At 51.5% G+C, this 14,453-nt stretch carries 16 protein-coding genes; 4 read left to right on the plus strand and 12 right to left on the minus strand.

Annotated elements, in window-relative coordinates:
• Positions 1–32: 32 nt before the first annotated feature.
• The 10 genes from EJP87_RS07470 to EJP87_RS07515 form a co-directional block, all read right to left on the minus strand.
• Positions 33–1,394, minus strand: coding sequence for an NAD(P)/FAD-dependent oxidoreductase (locus EJP87_RS07470; protein WP_130471238.1), 1,362 nt, complete (start codon positions 1,392–1,394; stop codon positions 33–35).
• A gap of 42 nt (positions 1,395–1,436) precedes the next feature.
• On the minus strand, positions 1,437–2,303 hold the full coding sequence (locus EJP87_RS07475; RefSeq protein WP_130471239.1) for a GGDEF domain-containing protein: 867 nt from the start codon (positions 2,301–2,303) through the stop codon (positions 1,437–1,439).
• A 308-nt stretch (positions 2,304–2,611) separates the two neighbouring features.
• Positions 2,612–2,950, minus strand: coding sequence for a P-II family nitrogen regulator (locus tag EJP87_RS07480; protein WP_130471240.1), 339 nt, complete (start codon positions 2,948–2,950; stop codon positions 2,612–2,614).
• Between the two features lie 17 nt (positions 2,951–2,967).
• Entirely contained in the window at positions 2,968–4,647 is a 1,680-nt protein-coding gene (gene cimA / locus EJP87_RS07485) for a citramalate synthase (protein ID WP_227657517.1), read from the minus strand.
• Entirely contained in the window at positions 4,601–5,839 is a 1,239-nt protein-coding gene (locus EJP87_RS07490; protein ID WP_130471241.1) for an aspartate kinase, read from the minus strand. Before EJP87_RS07490 ends, cimA begins: the two co-directional genes overlap by 47 nt.
• 33 nt (positions 5,840–5,872) lie before the next feature.
• Complete coding sequence (locus EJP87_RS07495) at positions 5,873–6,505, minus strand: protein-L-isoaspartate O-methyltransferase family protein (protein ID WP_130471242.1); 633 nt, start codon at positions 6,503–6,505, stop codon at positions 5,873–5,875.
• Between the two features lie 109 nt (positions 6,506–6,614).
• The gene (locus tag EJP87_RS07500; protein ID WP_130471243.1) at positions 6,615–7,316 is read right to left on the minus strand and encodes a nucleotidyltransferase family protein; all 702 of its coding nucleotides are present in this window, start codon (positions 7,314–7,316) and stop codon (positions 6,615–6,617) included.
• The gene (locus EJP87_RS07505; RefSeq protein WP_193771221.1) at positions 7,313–8,299 is read right to left on the minus strand and encodes an aminoglycoside phosphotransferase family protein; all 987 of its coding nucleotides are present in this window, start codon (positions 8,297–8,299) and stop codon (positions 7,313–7,315) included. The genes EJP87_RS07500 and EJP87_RS07505 overlap by 4 nt, the downstream gene beginning before the upstream one ends.
• Positions 8,235–8,783, minus strand: coding sequence for a tRNA (adenosine(37)-N6)-threonylcarbamoyltransferase complex ATPase subunit type 1 TsaE (tsaE, locus tag EJP87_RS07510; protein WP_193771222.1), 549 nt, complete (start codon positions 8,781–8,783; stop codon positions 8,235–8,237). The genes EJP87_RS07505 and tsaE overlap by 65 nt, the downstream gene beginning before the upstream one ends.
• Before the next feature lie 14 nt (positions 8,784–8,797).
• Positions 8,798–9,247, minus strand: coding sequence for a CBS domain-containing protein (locus tag EJP87_RS07515; protein ID WP_130471246.1), 450 nt, complete (start codon positions 9,245–9,247; stop codon positions 8,798–8,800).
• Positions 9,248–9,336: 89 nt separating this feature from the next.
• Between EJP87_RS07515 and EJP87_RS07520 the strand changes: the two genes are divergently transcribed.
• The 4 genes from EJP87_RS07520 to EJP87_RS07535 all read left to right on the plus strand — a co-directional run bounded on the left by EJP87_RS07520 (position 9,337) and on the right by EJP87_RS07535 (position 12,931).
• On the plus strand, positions 9,337–9,705 hold the full coding sequence (locus tag EJP87_RS07520) for a hypothetical protein (RefSeq protein ID WP_130471247.1): 369 nt from the start codon (positions 9,337–9,339) through the stop codon (positions 9,703–9,705).
• A gap of 79 nt (positions 9,706–9,784) precedes the next feature.
• The gene (prmA, locus tag EJP87_RS07525; RefSeq protein WP_130471248.1) at positions 9,785–10,699 is read left to right on the plus strand and encodes a 50S ribosomal protein L11 methyltransferase; all 915 of its coding nucleotides are present in this window, start codon (positions 9,785–9,787) and stop codon (positions 10,697–10,699) included.
• 62 nt (positions 10,700–10,761) lie between these two features.
• Positions 10,762–11,784: a DNA-methyltransferase gene (locus tag EJP87_RS07530; RefSeq protein WP_130471249.1), complete on the plus strand. Its 1,023-nt coding sequence runs from the start codon at positions 10,762–10,764 to the stop codon at positions 11,782–11,784.
• Positions 11,777–12,931, plus strand: coding sequence for a hypothetical protein (locus tag EJP87_RS07535; protein ID WP_130471250.1), 1,155 nt, complete (start codon positions 11,777–11,779; stop codon positions 12,929–12,931). Before EJP87_RS07530 ends, EJP87_RS07535 begins: the two co-directional genes overlap by 8 nt.
• Before the next feature lie 32 nt (positions 12,932–12,963).
• Here EJP87_RS07535 and EJP87_RS07540 read toward each other — a convergent pair whose 3' ends face one another.
• The gene (locus EJP87_RS07540; protein WP_193771223.1) at positions 12,964–13,311 is read right to left on the minus strand and encodes a transposase; all 348 of its coding nucleotides are present in this window, start codon (positions 13,309–13,311) and stop codon (positions 12,964–12,966) included.
• A 320-nt stretch (positions 13,312–13,631) separates the two neighbouring features.
• A complete protein-coding gene (locus EJP87_RS07545; protein ID WP_130471253.1) occupies positions 13,632–14,441 on the minus strand; it encodes an FkbM family methyltransferase in 810 nt (269 codons plus the stop codon).
• Between the last annotated feature and the right edge of the window lie 12 nt (positions 14,442–14,453).

Below are 14,453 nucleotides of genomic sequence, written 5' to 3' on the forward strand. Positions count from 1 at the left end.
GATAGTGTGGATGCCGTCGAGAAAAGAGCGTGTTATTTGTGCAGTCGCGTGACCGCAGCGCGCACGGTTGCCGTAAGCAGATGCAGAAAAAAACGGGGATGCAGGGAGCGCAACAATATCTCCCGATAGCTGGCCGAACCGGTAAAGGTATCCCAGAGTACGCGGCTCATCCGCCGTTTATTGCCTGCCATTTTTTGTTCATCTTTGACCATCTGTACCATGCCACGGCGCAAAAAATTCCACTCCTGATAAAAGAGAGTGATCCAAAAGATAAAGCGACCGATGCGGTTGTCGGTGGCGATGCGTTGCAGCACCGGCTGATAATGTTCCAGCATATCGGTTTTGCGGATGCCAAAAAAGAGGGCGGTGACCGCACAGGCTTTGGCGGTGACATAAGCGGCACCGATGCCATCTTTGTACAGGCGGGTAACCGCTGCATCGCCTACCATGGCCACCCGATCGGCAAAAGGGTGGATGGCCGGACCCAGATTCAGGCGGGGTCCGCAATGACAGGCTTGCCCTACCCCTGCATCACAGCTTTTGTCGCTCATCGACCAGACCATCTCTGGGGGGAAACACTGTTTGACCTCCGGGGTGTCCATAAACTGTTCGATCAACTGTTTATCAATCTCTTCGCCGAGCAGGCAGATGGTGACATATTCCACTTTGGGGATCAGGGCAGCAAATTTAAGACGGGGAATGTCCAAAAGAAAGATATGCAGCGCGCTGCCCATATAGCGCTGTACCTGTTCAACCCCCAGATAGATCTCGGCAAGAAAGCCTTTATTGACGTTGGGGGGTTGAAAATCAAAGCCCAGTTCGCCAAACTTTTCCAGGGTTGGGGAGTTGACGCCAACCGCACCGACCAGAAAATCATAGACTTGGCTATGGCCACCTCGTGCAATTACTTTGGGTTTGTCAGCCTCCCAGGCCAACTCACTCACCCGCAGTGGCAGGATGGTGGCCCCCTTTTGTCGGGCCATTTCCAGCAAAAAATGGTCAAAACTGGACCAGGATTGATCGCTTTTGGGTCTTCCTGGACCGCTGCCGCGATAGACAGCAGCGATACGCACCTCATCGACCGGGGTATGGATGGTTACCACTGGCAGGTCGGAGGTGTGCAGGACATAGGAGTCGATACCCCGTTGCACAACAGTTGAGGAGGGGAGTGGAATCCCTTCAGCGGCCAGGGTTTGGATCAGAGATTCCGAGACCACCCCTGCGCACATGTTGCATCCTGCCGGTCCATAGCGGGTAAAATCGCGCGATTCGTAGATCTCTACCTGGAGGGGGATTTGCAGACGTTCGGCCAATTCCAACAGAAAAAAGGCGGTCATGGAGCCCGAGGGACCGCCGCCGACAATACCGATTCGACTATTGGCGGTCAGTTTCATGACCGGCTCCGGGAGAGGGGCAGCGGGAGAGGCAGAAGATCATCATTTTTTTGGTGGATCAGCAAGCATGATCTGATTGCCGCTTTGTTTGCCCTTGCTCAAAGCCTTGTGGGCTGCTTTGCTCAACTGGGCAACATTGCTATAGTCCGGGTAGCAACTGATGCCACAACTGAAGGTGGCGGCAATATCCGGGTGTTCCAGGCGTCCCCAGAGATTGAGAAAAGAGCGCTTGACCTTTTCCAGAACCTGTACGGCTGCCTGGCCATCGGTTTCGTAGAGCAGCAACCCAAATTGATCCTCGCCAAAGCGTCCCACCACATCCTGGCGACGCAACACCCCTTTAATGGTACTACCCAGAGAGATGAGCAGATCCTCACCGATCACCTCGCCATAGCGGGTTTGCAGTGTATCAAAATCATCGATGTCGATGACCGCCAAAGAGAGTGGTTGCCAGAGTCGTTTGGCGCGATTCAGCTCCCTTTCCAGCAGAGCGACCAGATCGATATAGCTGACGAAGCCGGTGATGTCATGGGCACGGTTTTCTTCGTCATAGTAGCCACGCATCAACTGGTGATCCTGCTCATAGATGCGGTTGGCCATTTGTCGGATCATATGATAGGCCAGGGAGGGATCTTGATGCAGGCGTGCCAGAAAGGATTTTTCATCGAGGGTCAGCACCCAGGTATCCTGCACGGCACGAGCGGTGGCAAAGCGGGCTTTTTCAGCAAACAGGGAGACTTCGCCGAAGACATCACCGTTATGCAGCAGAGCCAAGCGTTTGCTGCCATATTCGGATTCGACGATCATTTCCACTTCGCCCTTTTGCACCATATACATGCACTCCGCCGGATCGCCCTGGCGGAAGATAATGGCCTCTTTTTTGAACAATTTACCCAGTTCTCGTTTCATGGCGCATCATCACAGGGAGCAGGTATCCGATTGGGTTGCACGGGGACAATAGCCACTCTTCAGGCTCCAGGAGCGCTTATCGCCCCTGGAGAGTGCAGCTTGCTTCCATCAGGCGCGCCGCGCCAACGCAAAAAGCGCGTCGGCTCAAGTAAAAAGCGCGCCAAAGGCAAAAGATTAAAAGCAAAATCCCAGGGATTTCCTCCCCGGACCCAGCCAGGGAGGTGCCCTCCCCGGACACGCAGTTGTTTTGGGTGGTGAAGAGTTACCAGAAACTATTGCATAAAAGAGTCTGCCCACTCTGTCAAAAACTATAAGGCATTGGCATCCCGTTCACCGGTACGAATCCGAATGACGCTCTCCACAGGAGAGATGAAAATTTTACCATCACCGATCCGCCCGGTGCGCGCAGCCGTCTCAATCGCTTTGACCGCCCGCTCCACCAGATCGTCACTCAACACCACTTCGACTTTGAGCTTCGGGAGAAAGTCTACCACATATTCCGCACCACGATAGAGCTCGGTGTGCCCTTTTTGCCGACCGAAACCACGCACTTCCGAGACGGTAATCCCCTGGATTCCGACCTCTGACAAAGCCTCTTTGACATCATCCAGCTTGAAAGGCTTGATAATGGCTTCAATTTTTTTCATTTCTGCACACCCTCCCATCAAATGGCGATAACTTCGGTTCGTTTCTCCCGGACAGGGGAAACGCCATCCTTGTACAGCTTATAGCGAACCGCATCCACCATGGCATCATAGGAGGCGGCAATGATATGGTCGGAAACGCCGACCGTTCCCCAATTGTGCTGATCGTCCTGCCATCCTGTCAATACCCGTACTTTGGCATCCGTACCACCAGAACCACCATTGCTGAGGATGCGCACCTTATAATCGACCAGGCGCATGTCATTGACCTGGGGATAGTAGCTCTCCAGCGCCCGGCACAAGGCAGTATGCAGAGCATCCACCGGTCCGGTCCCTTCATCCACCAGGTGTACCAAACGCTCATCCACCAACAGCTTGACAGTGGCCTCAGAGCCCATGATCCGTTCATTGTCCGCATTGACACGTCTCTCGTCAATGACCCGAAAGCCGCGCAGTTGGAAAAAATCGGGTAACTGGCCAAACGCCTCCATGGCACGCAATTGAAAAGAGGCTTCGGCACCCGCAAACTGAAAGCCACGATGTTCAAGCGATTTAATCTCTTCCAACAAGGCGGTCAAACGCAGATCCTGTCCGTCCAGATCGGTAAAGCCCAATTCATGCAGCTTGTGCAACAGATTGCTGCGTCCCGATTGATCAGAGATCAACACCCGTTGTTGATTGCCCACCTGCTTGGGCTCGATATGCTCATAGGTGAGGGTGTTTTTCAACACCGCCGAGACATGTATTCCTCCTTTGTGGGCAAAGGCAGAGCTGCCCACAAAAGGTTGATTTTTTTGGGGCAGACGGTTGGTGATCTCGTCGACATAGCGGCTCAAGCGGGTCAACTGGGTTAACTGTTGTGCCGATACCGAGGTGGTGCGCCCCATTTTTAACAGCAGATTGGGGATTATCGAGACCAGATTGGCATTGCCGCAGCGCTCACCAATGCCGTTGATGGTGCCTTGGACCTGGGTGGCACCATTGTTGACGGCGGTTAAGGTGTTGGCCACTGCCAACTCGGCATCGTTATGACAATGGATGCCCCAGGGAACAGCCAACTCTTGGGCAAGTTGACCAATATGGCGGGTGATCTGCTCGATTTCATTGACCAGACAGCCCCCATTGGTATCGCACAGAATCAAACAGTCTGCACCCGCCGCATGCGCCGTGCGCAACACCTGCTCTGCATAGTCAGGATTGGCCTTGTAACCATCAAAAAAATGTTCGGCATCAAAAAAGACCGTATCCACCCGCTCTTTGAGAAAACGGATGGAGTCATGGATCAAAGCCAGATTTTCTGGCAGTTCGATGCCCAGGGCATCGCTGACATGCAAGGTCCAGCTTTTGCCAAACAGGGTGATGGCCGCCGTTTCGGCACGCAGCAATCCCTGCAACACCGGATCCTCTGCTACCGGCGTTCCGGTGCGTTTGGTGGAGCCAAAAGCCACCACACGACTGTGGCGCAGCGGTCGCTGCTTGATCTGCTGAAAAAAAGCATTATCGGTGGGGTTGGCTCCCGGCCAACCCCCTTCGATATAATCGATGCCAATAGCGTCGAGGCGTTCGGCAATACGCAGTTTATCCACTACGGAAAAATGGATATCTTCGCTCTGTCCGCCATCGCGCAGCGTGGTGTCGTAGAGGAGAACCGCATCAGTTGTTGACGCGGTCACCGGCATCTTTGTCGAGTTCAAAGGCATCGTGGAGGGTCCTTACGGCCAGTTCCATATATTTTTCATCCAAGATTACTGAGATTTTGATTTCCGAGGTGGAAATCATCTGGATGTTGATGCCTTCTTTGGAGAGGGCGGCAAACATTTTTTGCGCCACGCCGGTGTGCGAACGCATACCCACACCAACTGCTGAGACCTTGGCGATTGATTTGTTGCCCCTGATTTCGCGGGCAGCAATCGATTTGACCGGTTGGTCCAACACCTCCAAAGCGCTTTGATAATCCCCTCTGGGGACGGTAAAGGTCATATCGGTTTCGCCGCTGGCAGAGATGTTTTGGATGATCATATCGACATTGATATTGGCATCGGCCAGGGCTCCGACGATAGTGGCAGCCACACCGGGTTTGTCAGGTACGCCGAGAACAGTAATTTTGGCTTCATCCCGGTTGTGGGTGATGGCGGAGACAATCACTTTTTCCATGAGTTCATCTTCCTCTGTCAGCAGAGTGCCACCGCCCTCTTCCATGGAGGAGAGGACACGCAGGGGCACGTTATATTTCTTGGCCAATTCGACCGAACGGATTTGCAACACTTTGGCGCCCAGAGAGGCCATCTCCAGCATCTCTTCATAGGAGATGCGGTCGAGGCGGCGGGCGTTGGAGACAATGCGCGGGTCGCTGGTATAGACCCCATCCACGTCGGTATAAATGTCGCAACGGTCGGCTTTGAGAGCGGCAGCAAGAGCCACCGCCGAGGTGTCAGAACCCCCACGGCCCAAAGTGGTCACATTGCCCTCTTCATCGATGCCCTGGAAGCCGGCGATGACCACGATCATCCCTTTGGCCAGATCGGCGAGAATGCGTTCGCTCTCCACCTCCAGAATGCGCGCCTTGGAATAGACCGAATCGGTACGAAAACGCACCTGCCAGCCCAGATAGGAACGGGCAGGAACTCCCTGATTTTCGATGGCGATGGCCAACAGGCCGATGGAGATCTGCTCTCCAGCGGCTACGACCACATCATACTCCCGTTTGTTATAGTGATCGGTAATCGCTTCCACCAAGGCAACCAGGCGATTGGTCTCTCCCGACATGGCCGAGACCGTGACCACCACCTGATGGCCCTCTTTATGGGCGGCAATGGCACGGGCTGCAACATTGCGAATCCGCTCGATGGTGCCAACAGAGGTACCACCATATTTTTGTACAATAAGGCTCACGTTTCTCTTGCTCCACCTAAAAAATACACTGCGTTATATTACAAATGGTTGATTCTGCTCCCCGGCCAGCAGCGGAAAGGCTACTGTTTCGCCAAGAATCTCTTTTTTGCTGCCACGCATCCGCACCATATACATCACCGCATCACCCTCATTGCCTTGGATGGCTACCAGAGCACCCAGCGGCTTGCGTTGTGCCAACAGAGCGTCGGGAATGGCTGGTACTGCACCGCAGAGCAAAATGCCATCAAAGGGGGCCTGTTCCGGCCAACCGCCGACCAAGGGGGCGGTATGCCAACTCAGTTGCGTGTTTTCTACAGTTTGGCCGATGGCCACCAGTTGCGCATCCGACTCCAAGGCATAGACCTGGGCGCCAAGACGAGCGGCCAAAGTGGCCTCATAACCGGTTCCGGCGCCGACAACAAGAATTTTTTGTCCGGGGGTGATCTCCAGGGCATCGAGCAGACGGGCGATTTGCAGCGGTTTTAAGCTGCGGCGTACTGCTCCCATCGGCAAAGCAAAATCGGAATAGGCAAACATTTGATGGCTGGGCAGCACAAAAGGTTCCCGTGGTGTGCTCTGCATGGCATCAAGCACTCCGTGATGGGAGATGTTATTGGGCACCACCTGTGATTTGACCATGTTGGTCCGAGCCAGAGCAAAATCCATACACTTCCCCTTTGCTTACCGAAAAGAGTTGAGCCGTGCCGGGAGGCTGGTGCGCGCAGCGCAAAGCGCGTTCTTTGATCCTGTTGCCACCCCACAGGCCATTCTATCCTCAAACTCCCTCCGGAATCCAGGTCATTTTCTCACAATTTGCCAATCGTTGCGGGGTTCCCATATCGGCCCAGCCCCCCTGCAGGGGCAGGCCGCGCAGACGATCCTGTTGCAGTGCGTCATCAAAAAAGCGATTCAGGGAAAAGGGGGTGTTGGGATAGGGTGCCAGGGCCGCGGGTGAGACCAGCAAAATACCAGCATAGGTGAGTGCCTGGGGATGTTTTTTGGCCCGTTGCAGACGGTGGGTGTGGGGGGTGTAGAGAAAATCTCCGCTCTCTGCCTCCAACGGGGGAACCAGACCAAGCAGACCATCCATCCGCTGCCGGTCAAAGCTCTGCAGCAGAGGCTGCAGATCCAGATTCCAGAGAATATCGCCGTTGACCACCAGAAAAGGCTCCTGGGGATCCATCAGATGCAGGGCATTGACGATACCGCCGCCGGTATCCAGACACTGCTCTTCCCGCGACCAGGAGAGTTCAACGCCCCACTGCTCCCCGTTGCCAATCTGCTCCATCAGTTGCTCGGCAAGATGGTGGGCGTTGATGACAATCTGGGTGATGCCCATTTTGGCCAGACGCAGCAGGGTATAGACCAAAACCGGTCGTCCCTGTACTGGAATCAGCGGTTTTGGTATGCGGTCGGTGAGCGGTCGCAGACGCTCACCACGGCCAGCGGCCAGAATCATGGCATGCGGAGGATTCATGGGGCATATCGATCGATCAGGCTGGAGAGAGTGAGCAGCTCCGGATAGCGGGCCAAGGTTTCACGCACATAGCCCATGGTACGCGGAATATCATTCAGATAGCCATGTTTGCCATCGCGGCGGGAGAGTCTGCCAAAGATGCCGATGGCTTTCAAGTTGCGTTGAATGGCCATCCAGTCCAAATCACGTTGAAAGCGTTGTGGCTCTTCCGGGGAATAGTTGAGCCGTTTGCGTGCTCCTTGCAACCAGAGAGCGGAGATTTCAGCCCGGAAGGGTCCATCCCAGGCAACATAGCAGTCACGCAACAGGCTGGCCAGATCATAGGTGATCGGACCCACCACGGCATCCTGAAAATCGAGCACGCCAACCCGTTGATTGTCACACCACATCAGGTTGCGGCTGTGATAGTCGCGATGGACCAAAACCACCGGTTGCTGCAAAATCTCTTGGAGAAGGCGATCAAACACTTCGTCAAAGCGTTGCCGATCGGCGCTGCTGATCGGAGTTTCGCGAATCTGCTCGATATACCAATCGGTAAAGAGAGCCAGTTCACGGCGCAGCATGGCATAGTCGAAGGGGCGCTGGTGGGCGATGCAACTGCCATCGATGGGGGTCTCTTGCAGGGTGAGCAGGGTTTCCACAGCCGCTTGATAGAGTGGTCGCGGTGAGCTGCCTTGATTCAGGGCCAGCAAAAAGGTGGTATCGCCAAAATCTTCCAGCAACAGATAGCCCTGTTGCAGATCTTCCTGCACGATACGTGGTACCGCAACCCCATACGGGTGCAGAAAACGGGCGATGTCAAGAAAGGGGGCGGAATCCTCTTTATCGGGCGGGGCATCCATGAGGATATAACGTTCGTTGGCGGTGCTGATGCGATAATAGCTGCGGAAAGAGGCATCTCCAGCCACTTTATTGACACTATAGGAGTTGCCCTCCAGGGCGCTCTCCAGAAAGGCTTCCATCGGGATACGGGTGAGAGTCATGGGCAAGAAACCTGTGCAAAACCTGTTGTGCGAGGGGACCATGGGCAGTAAAAGTCAGTTGTCGCCATTGTGTTTGCCGAGCGACATACTCCAGGCTGATATGCAAATGATGGGCCGGGATCCAACTGCCACCGAGGGCCGGCCACTCAATCAACACCAGGTTTTGTTCGTCGAGATACTCTTCCATGCCAATCAGATCCAATTCGCTGGGGTCACCGATGCGATAGAGATCAAAATGGTGCAAGGGCAGGCGTGCGTCTGGATAGCTGTTGACCAGGGTAAAGGTAGGGCTGGTAATGCTCTCTTCGTGGATGCCCAGCTCTTCAATCAGACTGCGGGCAAAGAGGGTTTTGCCACTGCCCAGATCCCCCTCCAGAAGGATCACCAAAGGGGTATGCAGGGCAGTGGCCAGACGTTTGGCGATACTGCGGGTGGCTGTTTCCGAGAGGCAGAGATGCCGGTAGCGGGGTGCAGAGAGCGACACGGGCAACAGTTTGTCTATTTGTCGGCCAACATGGCACGGATGATGTCGCGTTTGCCAATGATGCCGACCACCTCGTCACCGCGCAGTACCGGCAGCAGGGCTACCTTCTCCTCGCTGATCAAGGTTGCCACATCGGCCAACTCCATCTCTTCATCGGCGACCACCACTTCGCTGGTCATAATATCGGCAGCGGTGGAGCCGGCCATTTTGCGCAGCTCATCTTCGTAGCGTCGTTCTCCGGCTATGGGAATGACTACGTCGAGGATGGTGACCAGGGTTGGCAGATGAATTTTTTTCACCCGATCCACCAGATCTCCTTCGGTGATGATGCCCATCAGTCCCACCGGACCGATAACAGGAACGCCGCTGATGCTGCGTTCGGTCAACAGTTGCGCGACCTCCTGGATCGGCATATCCGGCGGAACCGAAATCACCTCTCTGGTCATAAATTCTCTGGCCTTCATGGGAATTCTCCTTTGCCGTCAGCTTGGGTTCATCATAATCTGTCATGCTACATTTTTTTTGCAGGTCTCACAATATGGATGGTGTCTGAATGGTCTGGAAAATATTTTTACCGGTTTTGATTGGGGTGTTGCTCTATTATCTGGGCAAAAGCCATGCCCGGCGACGGCAGATCATCCCGACGGTGCTGCGCAATACGGGAGAGAGTCGCTGGCGGCAATCATTTCGTTTGGCGGCGATTTCGTTGGTGATCTCTGCGTTGCTGATTGCGGTGATGGTGCTGTTTAACGATTGGCGCAGCTCCCAGCAAAAGGTGCAGGTGCGGGTGATCCATGTGGAGACCGGAGAGGTGGTGATCTATCAGGCGCTGCGCGGGCAGGTGCATGGCCGTACTTTTCAGACCATCGATGGTCGCCAGGTGCGTTTGGCTGATGTGGAACGGATGGAGGTTGGCGAATGATGGAGGCGTTTTTTGCTGTGGCAGCGCACAGGCTGGATAGGTTGTTGCGGGTTGGTGTGGCACCGAGGGAGGTCAGTGCATGATTTATGAGCTCTCTTTTGTGGCGCCGCAGGCTCTGGATGGGCCGTTAAGCGAGCTGTTGACCGAGTTTGGCTCCATGGGGGTGGTGTTGGAGGATATTGGCAATACGGCGGTCTTTTCGCCTCTGGTCCATTTTGAACGCTGCCGATTCAAGGGCTATTTTGCCGAGGAGAGTGATCGTTTGCAGATTGAGGTGGCCATCCGGGCGCTGTTGTTGGCAGAGGGGCAACGGGGCAACAGTGAACTGCATTGGTTGCTGTTGCAGGATGAGGATTGGCAAAACCATTGGAAGCGCTATTTTCGTCCCTTGCCACTGGGACAGCGTCTCTTGGTTTTGCCCAGTTGGTTGCAGCCCCCGGAGGGGATGGAGGAGCGTCTGATCATCCGCATTGATCCAGAGATGGCCTTTGGCAGTGGCAATCATGAGACGACACGCGGTTGTTTGGAGATGTTGGAGTGGCTGGCCGAGCAGGGGCCGTTGGGATCGGTGTTGGATATGGGTACCGGATCAGGAATTTTGTTGATCGGGGCGATGTTGCTGGGGGCCGAGCAGGGGATCGGTGTGGATGTCGATCCGCTGGCGGTAGAGATCTGTACGCGCAACTGTCGCAGCAATCTGGCCGAGATCAGCGGAATGTGGTCGCGTTTGCGCTTTCTCCAGGATGATCAACTGCCGTCTGGTCCTTTTCAGACGGTGGTGGCCAATATTTTGGCTCCCGATTTGACCGCCTTTTTAACCACAACCAAGCCCCGTTTTGCCGATTGTCTGGTGATGGGCGGCCATCTGCTGCTGGCTGGCATGTTGCACGAACAAGGGAGCGTGGTCGAGCAGATTGCCTGTCAGAATGGATTTGTCAGCGTGCGTCATGAGCGGGTGGCAGAGTGGTCGATTCTGTTGTTGCGGCGGGAGTGAGTGGCAAACAGAAGATTGTTGCAATATAAACTATCACTTTTTTGAAATGCTGAGGAATGATAATGAAAATTGATCAGTCTCAACCTGTTTTAGCAAAGAACAAAATTCGAGCATCAAGGAATAAAACGATGACAATTACTCCGGATGAAGGAGCTGAGCTTATTAAAGAGACAGTGACTCTTGCAAAAAAGGCGAGTACAGAAGATTTTGCAGGTAAAATTATTTACCAGGATATTTTTTCTTGTACCGATTTTTTGCCAAGCGCATTTATAGATCTTTTAATAGTTGATCCGCCATATAATCTGAACAAACAATTTTCTGAAACAAAATTTTCCAAAACAACTTCAGAAAAATATGAGCAGTGGTTGGAAAGTTGGCTGCATAAGATATTACACTGCCTCAAGCCTGAATCATCCATCTATGTGTGTTGCGACTGGCAATCATCACACTCTGTGCAGACAGTATTACAGAAATATTTTATTGTCCGAAACCGTATTACATGGGAGCGAGAAAAGGGGCGTGGGGCTGCTGCCAATTGGAAAAATTGTGCAGAGGATATATGGTTCTGTACCATGTCCAATAATTATTATTTTGATGTTGAGTCTGTAAAGATCAACAAAAGAGTGATTGCTCCCTACCGTGATCAGTCAGGTGCGCCAAAAGACTGGCAAGAAACTGATGCAGGAAATTTTCGTCTGACATATCCATCCAATTTGTGGACAGATATTTCTATTCCATTTTGGTCGATGGCGGAAAATACAGACCATCCGACCCAAAAACCTGAAAAATTAATTGCAAAACTCATATTGGCAAGTTCAAAACAGAATGATTTCGTTTTTGATCCCTTTGTTGGGTCTGGCACGACATGTGTTACCGCGAAAAAGCTTGGACGCCGATTTAGTGGAGTAGAAATTGAAGCGCTGTATTGTCAATTGGCTATGAAACGTCTCAGACAGGCAGAGAATGATCAGGAGATTCAAGGGTATCATGATGGTTGTTTCTGGGAGCGTAACTCTATGCAAGAACAGAAAAAATCAAAAAAGAGAACAATAAACTCAGAGATTCCGGTGCTTTTCCATGAGTGAAATCTTGAATGAATTAATAGAGTGTATCGTTTCCAACCATGGAATCGGTGACAAAGCAAAACTAGCGCAAATAGTTTATAAGCAATTCAAGCTGACCAAAGATAGATCAGTATACTCTCGTAGTGAGTTTGCAATCCGATTCAGCTCTGCTGCTGGAGAGCATTTCAGCAATACAGTGCTTTCTCTCTCCAATCTGCACAAAGTGGATAATCGTCCTTTTCTGGTTTGCCTTGTTACATCGCAGAAAAATTATCTTTATTTGGCAAATTCAACTTTTTTGCGTAAAATCAGTCACAGTTCACAAAAATTCAGAGTTGACAATATAAGAGGAAGTTTTAATGGTTCCGATATAGTGCGGAAGTTTGAGAATATTGACAACAATCCTGAAAATTTTGCCAAACTATACAATATACACGAAGTGATTGGTTTTGAGGGTAATCTTGAGCGTCTTGTAGAGGCAACAAATAATATCAGTCCTTCAGGTCAAAAATTTAACGTCGACGAGAATGCTCGTATAAATATTATTGCTGCTCCACTTAGAACATGTGAGTTTGTAAAATCACCAGATATGCTTGAATTGAAGCGTGATCTTGATGAAAAAGTGGAAAAATTTAAGAATGAAATATTGGTTGCTTCTCTCATCGAAAATGTAAATATTAGGGGGAGAATTATTGAATATCTTATTGCTGGGGAAGATGAGCAACTTCGGCAAAATATTATTGATGCTCTCAACAAAAAGCAATCTCTTCCTCCTTTCAAAACCGAAAACAAGTTGGGAGATTATTGTAGAAATTTTGGAAGTTTTTATACGGAGACGGATGTAAAAACAAAAATAATGGTGCTTAATTCTAATCCAAAAGCCTATAATTTGGATAAAATGCTTGAATTTTTATCTTTGTCCAATGCTGTTTTCATGTTCTACTTTGTTGGGATTGAACCATATAAAGTTGTTAATACAATTCTGTTATCTTTGTTTCAGTCTAAGTTGCTCTCTTCTACAATCTTATTGAAACATTGGGCTGGGAGAAATTCTCGTGGTGTATCGCAATTTGATGGAAAGGTAATTGAACAGCTTATTTTGAACCCTCAAGTGGATATTGATGTAACCAAGGCGCAGAAATTTTTGGAAGATGTGATAAATCTTTAGAGATATATTCATCATTGCTTATATGGTTTTCACTACCGGACACTTTCTTCCCACCCTGCTGACAGCACAAACGCAACCGGAATTTCCATCCCTTCGTTCATGATGTACTTTAAACCAAGTTGGAACAAGCTTAGGTCACACCGTTCGGTTCGGTGGATGACACCCACCCAGCCGCCCTTCTTTGCTACCACCCCCAAGTAAATGATCCAAATGTATGCAAGGCAAGCGGCGATGAGCAACCTTGAAATTCTATCTGGATCACGCAGATGCGACTTGTTCATGTTGAAGCCACGGCTTTTTTGGTCCGAGAAAAACGTTTCTATCCTAAATCGCAGGCTGTACAACAGGCAGGCCCTTTTCGCCGAGTCGATGCTCGTCACCAGGAAAATCGGCTCCTTGCACCCCTTCCTTCAGTAGCAAATAACATGGACAGGTCCATCATTCTCTTTTGAAAACAATATATTATCGAACATTATATGCTGACCTTCTTTGATTCAGGCCAGGGCATTGCCGCACGAGATTTCTTTTCCTCGCCACACCAGCGAGATGTTCACTCCTGTACGACAAACATAATCGAACCCATAACTTCCCAGTCACCCGTTGAAAAAGTTTCCGGTAGTGAAAAGCTGTTCAAGAGCTCATGAATATCCCTCCTGTTTTGTGCATGCTAGCAAGACACCCCGAAAGGTGTCAAAGAGAGTTAATTCTCCAAATTATCACTCTGCAACTGCTTGGCGGCAGGATCGGCTTCATGGATGGTGAGAATATTCATGCCCAAAGGAAAGATCAGATAGCCCAATGGCCGCAAAAAGGCTTGCAACTCCTCCTCATCGGTCTTGATCTTTTCGATCATCATATAGGGGCGACAGCGGGCAATGGTCTGCCTGGCTCCGGCCAGAGCCTCCATCTCCATCCCTTCAATATCAATTTTTAACAGATCCAAACGGGGCAGTTGCCAATCGTCGATGGCAATCATTTGGGTTCGCTGCAGCGATTCCGGGGCATAGTTGATCGGTTGACCAATAAATTCAGTATGATCCGAGGGACGGATCTCCAGACTGCCAAAGCTGGAAGGGGTAAAATAGTTGGGGATCGGTACGCCAATACTGCCAGCTTGTGCACCGACCGCTGCCCAGATGGCCCGGGCATTAAAACAGTTGTTAAGGGCCAGATTGCCAGCCAACGCATAAAAAATCCTCTCCTGCGCCTCAATGGCCACCACCTCCCCCCATCCGGCCATAAAACGTGCCCACTCCAGCGTGTGTGCCCCGATATTGGCCCCACAATCGACACCCACTACCCCAGCTCCATACAAGGTTTGTCGGGTTTCCAACAGTTGCAACGCCACTTCGATCTCCTGGGCATCAAAGGCAGAGCTGTTCAACAGTTGAAAGCCTACCCCATACCCCCCTTCGCCAACCATACGATAATCATGCCGGTTGACCAGCATGCTGCCATGGTTGGTGGAGGCCAGAACAAAGGCTATGGGACGCAAAGTGTTTTTTTTCATGATGAGGGAAAA

Source organism: Candidatus Magnetaquicoccus inordinatus (assembly GCF_004217665.1).
Classification (GTDB): Bacteria; Pseudomonadota; Magnetococcia; order Magnetococcales; family Magnetaquicoccaceae; genus Magnetaquicoccus; species Magnetaquicoccus inordinatus.

What these genes read in the sequence shown, in the direction of transcription:
- EJP87_RS07470 (WP_130471238.1), bottom strand. Translation starts at nt 1,394, where the DNA reads ATGAAACTGACCGCCAATAGTCGAATCGGTATTGTCGGCGGCGGTCCC.
- EJP87_RS07475 (WP_130471239.1), bottom strand. Translation starts at nt 2,303, where the DNA reads ATGAAACGAGAACTGGGTAAATTGTTCAAAAAAGAGGCCATTATCTTC.
- EJP87_RS07480 (WP_130471240.1), bottom strand. Translation starts at nt 2,950, where the DNA reads ATGAAAAAAATTGAAGCCATTATCAAGCCTTTCAAGCTGGATGATGTC.
- cimA (WP_227657517.1), bottom strand. Translation starts at nt 4,647, where the DNA reads ATGCCTTTGAACTCGACAAAGATGCCGGTGACCGCGTCAACAACTGAT.
- EJP87_RS07495 (WP_130471242.1), bottom strand. Translation starts at nt 6,505, where the DNA reads ATGGATTTTGCTCTGGCTCGGACCAACATGGTCAAATCACAGGTGGTG.
- EJP87_RS07500 (WP_130471243.1), bottom strand. Translation starts at nt 7,316, where the DNA reads ATGAATCCTCCGCATGCCATGATTCTGGCCGCTGGCCGTGGTGAGCGT.
- EJP87_RS07505 (WP_193771221.1), bottom strand. Translation starts at nt 8,299, where the DNA reads ATGACTCTCACCCGTATCCCGATGGAAGCCTTTCTGGAGAGCGCCCTG.
- EJP87_RS07515 (WP_130471246.1), bottom strand. Translation starts at nt 9,247, where the DNA reads ATGAAGGCCAGAGAATTTATGACCAGAGAGGTGATTTCGGTTCCGCCG.
- EJP87_RS07520 (WP_130471247.1), top strand. Translation starts at nt 9,337, where the DNA reads ATGGTCTGGAAAATATTTTTACCGGTTTTGATTGGGGTGTTGCTCTAT.
- prmA (WP_130471248.1), top strand. Translation starts at nt 9,785, where the DNA reads ATGATTTATGAGCTCTCTTTTGTGGCGCCGCAGGCTCTGGATGGGCCG.
- EJP87_RS07530 (WP_130471249.1), top strand. Translation starts at nt 10,762, where the DNA reads ATGAAAATTGATCAGTCTCAACCTGTTTTAGCAAAGAACAAAATTCGA.
- EJP87_RS07535 (WP_130471250.1), top strand. Translation starts at nt 11,777, where the DNA reads ATGAGTGAAATCTTGAATGAATTAATAGAGTGTATCGTTTCCAACCAT.
- EJP87_RS07545 (WP_130471253.1), bottom strand. Translation starts at nt 14,441, where the DNA reads ATGAAAAAAAACACTTTGCGTCCCATAGCCTTTGTTCTGGCCTCCACC.